Source organism: Dietzia sp. DQ11-44 (assembly GCF_014145205.1).
GTDB classification, from domain to species: Bacteria; Actinomycetota; Actinomycetes; order Mycobacteriales; family Mycobacteriaceae; genus Dietzia; species Dietzia natronolimnaea.
The window spans coordinates 1-10,907 of sequence record NZ_JAALEC010000711.1; the positions used below are offsets into that span (position 1 = coordinate 1).

Sequence of the window (10,907 nt, forward strand, 5' to 3'; positions counted from 1 at the left end):
CCGGGCCTCCCGGGTCATCTCCCACAGTGCGGACCAGCACAGGGTCCGGGCGAGCGAGTCCGTCACGTCCTCGATGGAGCCCAGGACAGTGGTCAGGGAGCGCTCGTCCAGGCGCACCGAGCAGTACGTCAGGTCGGCGTCGTTGGGCAGGATCAGGTCGGGAACGGGAAGGCCGGACATGTCCGGGACGGTCGTGCGCTCGGCGTCCACGTCCAGCTCCGCGAACGCGGTGCGCACCAGCGCGCCCGAGTCGTCACGGCTGTAGAGGCCGACCCCCAGACGGTGGGTGCGCAGCTCCCCGGCACCCGGGGCGGCGGGTCCCTGCACGACGGTCAGTTCGGAGATCGTCGCCTGGGCGTCGTCTGCGGTGTCCACCTCCACCGAGATCGGGTTGATGCCGGTGGTCCGCAGCCACTGGTCGGCCCAGTCGGACAGGTCGCGGCCGGAGGAGGCCTCGAGGGCCCGCAGGAGGTCGTCGAACTCGGCGTTGCCGAAGGCGTGCTCGGCGAAGTAGGCGCGCAGGCCGGCCAGGAACGGCTCGCGTCCCACGTACGCCACCAGTTGCTTGAGCACGGACGCGCCCTTGGCGTAGGTGATCCCGTCGAAGTTGGCCTCGACCGTCTCCAGGTCCGTCATGTCGGCCGCCACGGGATGGGTGGAGGGCAACTGGTCCTGCCGGTACGCCCACGCCTTCTCCACATTGGCGAACGTGGTCCACGCGTCGGTGTACTGCGTGGCGTCCACCTGGGCCAGGACCGAGGCGAAGGTCGCGAACGACTCGTTGAGCCACAGGTCATCCCACCAGCGCATGGTCACCAGGTCGCCGAACCACATGTGGGCCATCTCGTGCAGCACCGTCTCGTTACGCCGCTCGTAGCGGTAGGCCGTGACGCGGGAGCGGAAGACGTAGTCCTCGAGGAACGTCACGGCCCCGGCGTTCTCCATGGCCCCCGCGTTGAACTCGGGCACGAAGATCTGGTCGTACTTGCCGAACGCGTACGGCATGCCGAATTCACGGTGATAGAACCCGAAGCCCTCCTTGGTCTCGGCGAACAGCCGATCGGAGTCGAGGTACCCGGCGAGCGACGCACGACACAACAGTCGTAGTGGAATGGTCCCGTGCTCGTCGACGTAGGAGTCCTCGACCACGTGATAGGGGCCGGCGATCAGGGCCACGAGGTACGTCGACAGGATCTCCGTCTGCTCGAACCGGTGCACGACCGCTCCCGACTCGCCCGGGGACTCTCCGGCCGGGGTGTTGGCCACCACGACCCAGGAGGCGGGGGCGGTGACGGTCAGCGTGTAGCGGGCCTTGAGGTCGGGCTGGTCGAAGCAGGCGAACACCCGCTTGGCGTCGGCGGTCTGGAACTGTGAGTAGAGGTAGACCTCCCCGTCCACGGGATCGACCATGCGGTGCAGGCCCTCGCCGGTGGAGGTGTACGCCAGATCGGCGTCCACGACGAGCTCGTTGGTCTCCTGCAGGTCGGGCAGCGTCAGCCCCGCCTCGTCGTCATAGTCCCCGGTCTCCAGGTCCCGTCCGTTCAACGTCACCGACCGGATCCGCGCCGACCTCAGATCGATGAATGTCTCCGCCCCGGGTCGGGAGCAGGTGAACCGGACCACCGTGCGGGACCGGAACGTCCCGGATCCCGGTCCGCCGGAGCCGTCGGTGAGGTCCAGGTCCACCTCGTAGGTGTCCACGTCGAGCAGTTCCGCCCTGGCGGCGGCGTCGGAACGGGTGAGATTGAGCGAGCGCATCGGAGGTCCTCGGTTCCTGGGCGGGGGTGGTGGCCCCAGTCCTACCACCCGCGGCGGGGTGGCAGTCGGGGACCCGGACGAGGAGGATGGGGTCATGACATCTTCTGGTTCCGACGCCACCCGTTCCGTCGACTTCTGGTTCGACCCCCTGTGCCCCTTCGCATGGGTCACCAGCCGCTGGATCCTCGAGGTGGAGAAGGTCCGGGACATCGAGCTGACCTGGAACGTCATGAGCCTGTCCGTCCTCAACGACGGCCGGGACCTCCCCGAGGACTACCTCGCGCTGATGACACGCGGTTGGGGCCCGGTCCGGGTCGCGATCGCCGCCGCACAGCGTCACGGCCAGGAGGTCCTGGGCCGGCTGTACACCGAGCTCGGCACCCGCATCCACGACCAGGGACGGGGGATCGAGGACCCCACGGTGATCACCGAGGCGCTCGAGGCCGCCGGACTGGACGCGGGTCTCGCCGCCGCGGCGGCGTCGGATGATTACGACGACGAGCTGCGCGCCTCGCACCACCGCGGCATGGACCCGGTGGGCGACGAGGTCGGCACCCCGGTCGTGCACGTGGACGGCGTGGCCTTCTTCGGTCCCGTCCTCACGCGCATCCCGCGCGGCGAGGACGCGGGCAAGGTCTTCGACGGCGCCGCCCTGCTCGCGGAGTACCCCTATTTCTTCGAGCTCAAGCGCAGCCGCACCGAGGCCCCGCAGTTCGACTGAAGGCCCGGGGGTGCGGCGGGTGCCGAGCGTGGCAGAATCGCCGCCATGCGCATCTACCTGGGAGCGGACCACGCCGGCTTCGAGACCAAGAACGTCATCGCCGAGCACCTGAAGACCTCCGGCCACGAGGTGGTCGACTGCGGCGCCCACAGCTACGACGCGGAGGACGACTACCCGGCCTTCTGCATCGACGCGGCTCGCAAGGTCGTGGCGGACCCGGGCAGCCTCGGGATCGTGCTGGGCGGCTCCGGCAACGGCGAGCAGATCGCGGCCAACAAGGTTCCCGGCGCCCGCTGCGCCCTGGCGTGGAGCGTCGAGACCGCGCGCCTCGCCCGTGAGCACAACAACGCGCAGCTGATCGGTATCGGTGGGCGCATGCACTCGCAGGAGGAGGCACTGGCGATCGTCGATGCGTTCCTCGACCAGAGCTGGTCGGAGGCCGAGCGTCACCAGCGTCGCATCGACATCCTCGCCGAGTACGAGCGCACCCACGAGGCCCCGCCGGTCCCCGGGGCCTGATCAGAGAAGCGCCCGAGAAGCGTCGTGCCCGGGCGACACCATGCCTGAGACACTCCGTGCCTGAGGGGCACACCCTCCACCGGCTGGCCCGCCTGCACACCGAGTACTTCGCGGGCGGGCCCGTCCGCGTCTCCAGCCCACAGGGGCGGTTCGCGGACCACGTCGTCGTCGACGGTAGGTACTTCGAGCACGCCACAGCCGTCGGCAAGCACCTCTTCCACCACTACGAGGGCGGCCTCGCCGTCCACGTCCACCTGGGGCTGTACGGATTCTTCGACACGCACCTCGTGCCGCAGGGGGAGGAACCGCCCGCGCCGGTGGGGCAGGTGCGGATGCGGGTCGGGGCGATGCTTCCCGGCGGGAGGTCGGAGGGCCGGCCCGCCCACTACGTCGACCTGCGCGGACCCACCAGGTGCGACGTCATCGACGAGGCGGGTGTGGCCGAGGTGCGCGGCCGTCTGGGCCCCGATCCCCTGGATCCCGACGCCGATCCCGGGCGGGCGTGGGCGCGGATCACACGCAGTGCGCGGCCGGTAGGTGCGCTGCTCATGGACCAGAAGGTCCTGGCCGGAGTCGGGAACGTCTACCGCGCCGAGGTGCTGTTCCGGCACGGTATCGACCCGTTCCGAGCCGGCTCGCGGGTGACGGAGGGCGAGTTCCGCGCGATCTGGGACGACCTGGTGCAGTTGATGGAGGTGGGGGTGGAGACCGGCGCCATCCACACGATCCGCCCGGAGCACGACCACGGGGACGTGCCCCGACGTGGTGCCGACCGGCCGCGCAACTACGTCTACCAACGGGACGGCTGGCAGTGCCGGGTGTGCCGCGACGAGATCGTCCTGCAGACGTTGGAGGCGCGGACCCTCTTCTGGTGTCCGACCTGCCAGCCGGGACGGCAGCGCTGAACCTGTCGCCGAGTCGCAGCCGCGGGCGGGCGGGTTAGCCGGTTAGCTGGCAAGCATCTCGCAGCCGCACGTCGCGACGGCGTCTCGCGGGCACAGAAGTACCTGCGAGACGCCAGGCCCAGGGGCGGCTGGGGTCTGGTCGAACAGGCGCTACCGCGAGACGCCATCCTCGGGAGCGCCGGGAGGGCGTCGCGGGGGCGTCGTGTGGAGCGGGCGACGGGAATCGAACCCGCGTAGCCTGCTTGGAAGGCAGGGGCTTTACCATTAAGCTACGCCCGCATCGGCGGCTGACCTGGGGTTTCCCCCTCGTCTCGCTCGCGCTGAGACAACACTACCGGACCGGTGCGGCGCTCCCAACTCCCGGCCCGCCAACTCGGAATCTGCCGTGATGCGGCACTGTCGTACACTGGGCGAGTTGGTTTGGCGGCCCGGCAGGTTTCCCGCGTACGGCGCGGGGTGGTCGGTCGCGCGACTCACCGGGATGTGGCGCAGCTTGGTAGCGCATCCGCTTTGGGAGCGGAGGGTCGCAGGTTCGAATCCTGTCATCCCGACCAGCGGAGCCCGAAACACGAACCCCACACGACTTTCCTAGGAGATCATCACCGTGAAGAGCACTGTCGAGCAGCTGAACCCGACCCGGGTCAAGGTCACGGTGGAGGTGCCGTTCGCTGAGCTCGAGCCGGACTTCGCCAAGGCGTACAAGTCGCTCGCCGGCCAGGTCAACATCGCCGGCTTCCGTCCGGGCAAGGCCCCCGCCAAGCTCCTCGAGGCGCGGATCGGTCGCCCGGCGGTCCTGGAGCAGGTCATCAACGACATGATCCCGACCCGCTACGGCCAGGCCGTCGACGAGCACGACCTCAAGGTCCTCGCGCAGCCGGAGATCGAGGTGACCAAGCTCGAGGACGGCGACGTCGTGGAGTTCACCGCCGAGGTGGACGTGCGCCCCGAGATCACCCTCCCGACCTACTCTGAGCTGGCGGTCACCGTCGAGGCCCCCGCCACCGACGAGGCGGCGGTGGAGACCGAGCTCGACAACCTCCGCGCCCGCTTCGGCACCCTCAAGGGCGTCGAGCGCGGTGCCGAGAAGGGCGACTTCCTCTCGGTGGACCTGGCCGCCACCGTCGACGGCGAGCCCGTCGACGAGGCCTCGACCGAGGGCCTGTCCTACGAGCTCGGTTCCGGCACGCTCGTCGAGGGCCTCGACGACGCCGCCGAGGGCCTCAAGGCCGGCGAGTCCAAGGAGTTCACCTCCTCGCTCGTCGCCGGTGATCACGCCGGCAAGGAGGCGGTCATCACCGTGACCGTCCAGTCCGTCAAGGAGCGCGAGCTCCCCGACGCCGACGACGAGTTCGCGCAGATGGCCAGCGAGTTCGACACCCTCGACGAGCTCAAGGCCGACCTCACGGAGAAGGTGGCGCAGCAGGCCAAGGCCGGCCTCGCGGGCGAGATCCGCGACAAGGTCCTGGACGCGCTGATCGAGGCCACCGACGTCCCGACCCCGGAGTCCCTCGTCGAGTCCGAGGCGCACGCGCAGATGCACCAGCTCATCGACCAGTTCGGTGGGGACCCCGCGATCCTCGACCAGGCGCTGGCCGCCGAGGGCACCGACCGCGAGACCTTCGAGGCCGAGACCCGCGAGGGCGCCGCGCGCGCCATCCGCAGCCAGCTGCTGCTGGACGCCGTGGCCGAGGACGCCTCGACCGAGGTCTCGCAGGAGGAGCTCACGCAGCACATCATGTTCCAGGCCCAGCGCTACGGCATGGACCCGAACCAGTTCGTGCAGCAGATCCAGCAGGCCGGCCAGCTCGGGTCGCTGTTCTCCGATGTGCGGCGCTCCAAGGCCCTGGCCGACGTGATCGTCCAGTCGAACGTCACGGACACCGAGGGCAACACGGTCGACACCACCGAGTTCTTCGGCTCGCGTGAGGAGGAGGCCACCGACTCCGCCGAGGGTGCGGAGGCCGCCGAGGCCGAGACCGAGACCACCGACGGCAAGGGCGACGACGCCTGACCGTCACCGCCTGAACCACCCCCGGAGCCGGGGACCACCCGACGGTGGTCCCCGGCTCCGTCGTTCACGTCGACGGCGCCCGCGGCGGCGGCAGCGGACGGCGACGCTGAGAGCGAACACCCGCCCCGTCGGGACGGTTCCGTCGTGGGTGTTGGTTACTGTTTGACGTAACGGATACCCGGCCGCCGGACGGCCGGGCACCGCGGGAGCGGTGAGACGACCAGCGAAGGTAGGTACCCCGTGGCCCAGAACGGTTCAGCGGCACAGCCCGGTTCGACGCAGCCCGCCCTCAGCTCGCCCGGATCCCACGGGCTGACGCTCGGCGACTCGGTGTACGAGCGTCTCCTGCAGGAGCGGATCATCTTCCTGGGGTCCCAGGTGGACGACGACATCTCCAACCGCCTCTGCGCGCAGATCCTGCTGCTCGCGGCGGAGGACCCCACCCGCGACATCGCCATGTACATCAACTCGCCCGGTGGCTCGGTCACGGCCGGGATGGCGATCTACGACACGATGCAGTTCGTTGAGTGCGACGTGGCGACCTACGGCATGGGCCTGGCGGCCTCGATGGGCCAGTTCCTGCTGACCGCCGGGACCAAGGGCAAGCGCTACGCGCTGCCGCACGCCAAGATCATGATGCACCAGCCCTCGGCCGGCGTCGGTGGATCGGCCGCCGACATCGCGATCCAGGCCGAGCAGTACGCCGCCACCAAGCGCGAGATGGCCGAGCTCATCGCCCAGCACACGGGCCAGTCGTTCGAGCAGGTCACCGAGGACTCGGACCGTGACCGGTGGTTCACCGCCGAGGCGGCCAAGGAGTACGGCTTCGTCGACCACGTGATCGCGCGCGCCTCCCAGACCGGCGGAACCTCGCCGTCGTGACCATCGAACCCGTCGCCCACGGGAGCGCTCCCGCAGCCCAGCCCGCCCCGCACACCACCACGGAGTCACCGATGACCTCACTGCCGACCTCGCGCTACATCCTGCCCTCCTTCGTCGAGCACTCGAGCTACGGCGTCAAGGAGTCCAACCCGTACAACAAGCTCTTCGAGGAGCGGATCATCTTCCTGGGCACCCAGGTCGACGACGCCTCGGCGAACGACATCATGGCCCAGCTCCTCGTCCTCGAGGGCCAGGATCCGGACCGCGACATCACCATGTACATCAACTCGCCCGGTGGGTCGTTCACCTCGCTCATGGCGATCTACGACACGATGCAGTACGTGCGTCCCGACATCGTGACGGTGTGCCTGGGGCAGGCGGCCTCGGCGGCCGCGGTCCTGCTCGCCGCGGGCACCAAGGGTAAGCGGGCCGCCCTGCCCAACGCCCGCATCCTCATCCACCAGCCCGCCACCGGCGGGATCCAGGGCCAGGTCTCGGACCTGGAGATCCAGGCCGCGGAGATCGAGCGCATGCGTCGCCTCATGGAGACGACCCTGGCGCTGCACACCGGCCACGAGGCGGACAAGATCCGCAAGGACACCGATCGCGACAAGATCCTCACGGCCGCCGAGGCCAAGGACTACGGGATCATCGACACCGTGTTCGACTACCGCAAGCTGTCGTCGACCAACTGACGTCCGGGCGGCGCGCCGTAGTGGGTAGCGGTGCGCCGTCAGGTCCAATGAACTGATCGCGCGGGGGGTCGGAATTGTCGGCCCTCCCGCGTACCGTCGACTACGGGGTGTGAATCCGGGCCCCTGGAATGCGAGGACGTAGAACTCATGGCACGTGTGGGTGAGAGCGGCGACCTGTTGAAGTGTTCCTTCTGTGGGAAGAGCCAGAAGCAGGTCAAGAAGCTGATCGCCGGTCCGGGGGTCTACATCTGCGACGAGTGCATCGAGCTGTGCAACGAGATCATCGAGTCCGAGGTCGAGGACTCGCAGGACTCGGCACTCGACGAGCTGCCCAAGCCGTCGGAGATCCACGCGTTCCTCGACGAGTACGTGGTGGGACAGGACGCCGCCAAGCGGAACCTGGCGGTGGCCGTCTACAACCACTACAAGCGCATCCGGGTGGGGACCTCCCTCGGTCGCGGTGACGCCGTCGAGCTGGCCAAGTCCAACATCCTCATGCTGGGTCCGACCGGGTGTGGCAAGACCTATCTCGCCCAGACCCTGGCCAAGATGCTCAACGTCCCGTTCGCCATCGCCGACGCCACCGCGCTGACCGAGGCCGGCTACGTCGGCGAGGACGTGGAGAACATCCTCCTCAAGCTCATCCAGGCCGCGGACTACGACACCAAGCGTGCCGAGATGGGCATCATCTACATCGACGAGGTCGACAAGATCGCCCGCAAGGCCGAGAACCCGTCGATCACCCGCGACGTGTCCGGCGAGGGCGTCCAGCAGGCGCTGCTGAAGATCCTCGAGGGCACGCAGGCATCGGTTCCCCCGCAGGGTGGACGCAAGCACCCGCACCAGGAGTTCATCCAGATCGACACGTCCAACGTGCTGTTCATCGTCGCCGGGGCCTTCCAGGGCCTGGAGAAGATCGTCGGTGACCGCGTGGGTCGCAAAGGCATGGGCTTCGGGGCCGAGGTGGCCAGCAAGAGCTCCCTGGACACCACCGAGAACTTCGCCGACGTCATGCCCGAGGATCTGGTGAAGTACGGGTTGATCCCCGAGTTCATCGGGCGCCTGCCGGTCGTGGCGACGGTGACGAGTCTGGACCGCGAGGCGTTGGTCAACATCCTCAGCGAGCCCAAGAACGCGCTCGTCAAGCAGTACGCCAGGCTCTTCGAGATGGACGGCGTCGAGTTGGAGTTCACCACGGACGCCCTCGAGGCCGTGGCCGACCAGGCGATTCTGCGGGGCACAGGCGCCCGCGGCCTGCGCGCCATCATGGAGGAGGTCCTCCTCCCGGTCATGTACGACATCCCCGGACGTGACGACGTGGCCCGCGTGGTGGTCACCGGCGAGACGGTGCGCCACAACGTGCTGCCGACGATCGTCCCGTTCTCCGACTCCGAGCCGCGGGAGAAGTCGGCGTAGGACCCGTCAGCTCGTGGTGCGGCGCTCCAGCAGCGCCGACACCGCGAGTCCCAGGACGATCCCCCAGAACGGCGCGGAGATCCCGAGCAGGGACACGTCGGCCACCGTCACCAGCAGACACACCAGCGGCCCCAACGCGCGGTCGGTGCGGAACGCCGTGACGAACGCCGACTGCAGTGGCGCCAGCATCGCCAGCCCGCCGAGCGCCGCGACGAAGGCCGCCGGCGTCCCGACCATGAGGCCGACGAACGCGGGGGAGAGCACCCCCACGATCAGCGCCAGCCCACCCGTGCCGATCGCGGCCGCGTAGTGCCGGCGGGGCTCCCCGGATGAGACGAGCAGCGCGTTGGTCGGTCCGGTCAGGCACGTGGAGACCCCGCCGATCGCGGAGACCAGCAGAGACCAGATCCCGCACGCCACGGCGCAGGCGTTCACCGGCGGATGATGCCCCTTGGCACGGAGAACCCCGACCCCCTGGCCGTTCTGGACGACGAGCACGGTGACGGCCAGGGGGACCACCAACTCCGTGAGACCGCGGACGGTGAACTCCGGCCCCTGCACCATGGGGACGGCGAGGAGCCCGTCGTCCAGGACTCCCCGCGACAACCCGCCGTCGAGTATCACCGCGATGATCCCCACCAGCATCGCGGAGAGAATCGGCGGGACCACCCGGGCCACCCGCGGAAGGGCCCCGACGGCGAGGAAGGCCACCACCATGGGCAGGGCCACGGTGGCGGAGGTCCACACCGCGTCGACCAGACCGAGGCCGAACCGGAGGAACACCCCGGCCACCATGGCCATGATCAGGGGCATCGGAATCCAGTCCATGACCCTGCGCGCGACCCCGCTGAGGCCGATCAGCAGGATCACCACGCCCGTGATGACGTAGGCGCCGAGTACCTCCGACCACCGAAGATGTCCGAGCGAGTTGCCCACGATCACGGTGCCGGGGATGGTCCAGAAGAACGCCAACGGGGTCCGGTAGATCCAGCTCATGAGAATGGTGAGGACCCCGTTGGCGAAGAACACCCCGAAGATCCACGAGGACAGTTCCTGCGGGGTCAACCCGCCCTGTTCCCCCGCGGCCAGGATCACGGCGACGGGGCCGGTCGCGGAGAAGATCAGCGCGATGAGGGCGTTGGCGCATTCTCTCGGGCCCAGGTCCGCCAGCACCCGCCGCGGCGAGGGTCGGCGGTGGTGGGGGATCTCGATCGGCAGCAGGGCGGCGGTCCGGGACGGGTCTCCCGCCGGGGCGTCGGTGTCCCGGCTCCGACCGTCGGTGGGGGCGCTGTCGGTGGTCACGGGACTCCTGACTCGTCGGGATCGGGCCCGAACGGGTGGCGGGACCTGGCGACGTGGGCCGCCAATTCGGTGCGGCCGTTGATCCCGAGCTTCGAGTAGATGCGGGTGAGGTGGTACTGGATCGTCTTGACGCTGAGGAACAGCTCCTCGGCGGCCTGGGCGTTGGTCCGCCCCGCCGCGACGAGGGTGGCCACGGCCCGTTCCTGCGGGGTGAGGGTGGAGTTGCCGACCGCGCGGGCCACGTCGACACCCCCGGCGCGGCGCTCCCGCTCACAGCGCTCGACGTAGGCATGAGCACCGAGTTGTTCGTAGAGGTCTCGGGCGGTCCCGAGGGCGAGGTGGGCCTCGCGGCGCCGACCGGCCCGACGCAGGGTCTGGCCGAACCCGAAGTGCATCTGTGCGGAGTAGTACGGCATCGCCAGTCCGTCGAGGTACTCCAGGCTCCGGTGGAAGATGCGGGAGCATTCCTCCACGTCCCCGCGGACGGCGGCGATCCGGGAGCGGACGGCGCCGAGCCTGGCCTGCGTGGACCGGTGGCCCAGCTCCACGGCCCGCTGTTCGGGGGGACCGATGAGCGCCTCGGCGTCCTCGAGCCGGCCGGCCAGGACGAGGGAGTGGGCGTAGAGATCGTGCCACGGCCAGAAACCCGGCTGGTCGATGTCGAGCCGGAGGGACAGGGCGTGCAGCGGTTCGGCGGA

At 69.4% G+C, this 10,907-nt stretch carries 10 protein-coding genes and 2 tRNA genes; 8 read left to right on the forward strand and 4 right to left on the reverse strand.

Annotation, left to right across the window (positions count from 1 at the left end; all coding sequences use genetic code 11):
• Window positions 1-1,758: aminopeptidase N (gene pepN, locus G6018_RS16010; RefSeq protein WP_182640147.1), on the reverse strand; the 1,758-nt coding region annotated here is incomplete at its 3' end.
• Between the two features lie 94 nt (window positions 1,759-1,852).
• Between pepN and G6018_RS16015 the strand changes: the two genes are divergently transcribed.
• From G6018_RS16015 to G6018_RS16025, 3 genes are read left to right on the forward strand one after another with little or no spacing between them, the layout of a single operon-like run.
• Window positions 1,853-2,479 carry a DsbA family protein gene (locus G6018_RS16015; protein ID WP_182640148.1) on the forward strand — a complete coding sequence of 209 codons (627 nt, stop codon included), beginning with the start codon at window positions 1,853-1,855 and terminating at the stop codon, window positions 2,477-2,479.
• A gap of 45 nt (window positions 2,480-2,524) precedes the next feature.
• Window positions 2,525-2,998, forward strand: a complete 474-nt coding sequence (locus G6018_RS16020) for a ribose-5-phosphate isomerase (RefSeq protein ID WP_179524911.1) — start codon at window positions 2,525-2,527, stop codon at window positions 2,996-2,998.
• A 56-nt stretch (window positions 2,999-3,054) separates the two neighbouring features.
• Window positions 3,055-3,903 carry an Fpg/Nei family DNA glycosylase gene (locus tag G6018_RS16025; RefSeq protein WP_182640149.1) on the forward strand — a complete coding sequence of 283 codons (849 nt, stop codon included), beginning with the start codon at window positions 3,055-3,057 and terminating at the stop codon, window positions 3,901-3,903.
• A 205-nt stretch (window positions 3,904-4,108) separates the two neighbouring features.
• Here the strand turns inward: G6018_RS16025 and G6018_RS16030 are convergent.
• Window positions 4,109-4,182, reverse strand: a tRNA-Gly gene (locus G6018_RS16030).
• A 198-nt stretch (window positions 4,183-4,380) separates the two neighbouring features.
• Between G6018_RS16030 and G6018_RS16035 the strand changes: the two genes are divergently transcribed.
• The 5 genes from G6018_RS16035 to clpX all read left to right on the forward strand — a co-directional run bounded on the left by G6018_RS16035 (window position 4,381) and on the right by clpX (window position 8,907).
• A tRNA-Pro gene (locus tag G6018_RS16035) sits at window positions 4,381-4,457 on the forward strand.
• Window positions 4,458-4,507: 50 nt separating this feature from the next.
• Window positions 4,508-5,914, forward strand: a complete 1,407-nt coding sequence (gene tig / locus G6018_RS16040; protein ID WP_182640150.1) for a trigger factor — start codon at window positions 4,508-4,510, stop codon at window positions 5,912-5,914.
• Between the two features lie 240 nt (window positions 5,915-6,154).
• Window positions 6,155-6,796, forward strand: a complete 642-nt coding sequence (locus G6018_RS16045; protein WP_107748149.1) for an ATP-dependent Clp protease proteolytic subunit — start codon at window positions 6,155-6,157, stop codon at window positions 6,794-6,796.
• A 71-nt stretch (window positions 6,797-6,867) separates the two neighbouring features.
• Entirely contained in the window at window positions 6,868-7,491 is a 624-nt protein-coding gene (locus G6018_RS16050) for an ATP-dependent Clp protease proteolytic subunit (protein WP_179526200.1), read from the forward strand.
• Window positions 7,492-7,638: 147 nt separating this feature from the next.
• Entirely contained in the window at window positions 7,639-8,907 is a 1,269-nt protein-coding gene (gene clpX, locus G6018_RS16055; protein WP_182640151.1) for an ATP-dependent Clp protease ATP-binding subunit ClpX, read from the forward strand.
• A gap of 6 nt (window positions 8,908-8,913) precedes the next feature.
• On the opposite strand, the gene G6018_RS16060 is transcribed toward clpX, so the two are convergent.
• Window positions 8,914-10,209 carry a benzoate/H(+) symporter BenE family transporter gene (locus G6018_RS16060; RefSeq protein WP_347237886.1) on the reverse strand — a complete coding sequence of 432 codons (1,296 nt, stop codon included), beginning with the start codon at window positions 10,207-10,209 and terminating at the stop codon, window positions 8,914-8,916.
• Window positions 10,206-10,907, reverse strand: a 702-nt coding sequence (locus tag G6018_RS16065; RefSeq protein WP_241732193.1) for a LuxR family transcriptional regulator, incomplete at its 5' end; no start/stop codon positions are given. The genes G6018_RS16065 and G6018_RS16060, both read right to left, overlap by 4 nt.

What these genes read in the sequence shown, in the direction of transcription:
- G6018_RS16015 (WP_182640148.1), top strand. Translation starts at nt 1,853, where the DNA reads ATGACATCTTCTGGTTCCGACGCCACCCGTTCCGTCGACTTCTGGTTC.
- G6018_RS16020 (WP_179524911.1), top strand. Translation starts at nt 2,525, where the DNA reads ATGCGCATCTACCTGGGAGCGGACCACGCCGGCTTCGAGACCAAGAAC.
- G6018_RS16050 (WP_179526200.1), top strand. Translation starts at nt 6,868, where the DNA reads ATGACCTCACTGCCGACCTCGCGCTACATCCTGCCCTCCTTCGTCGAG.
- clpX (WP_182640151.1), top strand. Translation starts at nt 7,639, where the DNA reads ATGGCACGTGTGGGTGAGAGCGGCGACCTGTTGAAGTGTTCCTTCTGT.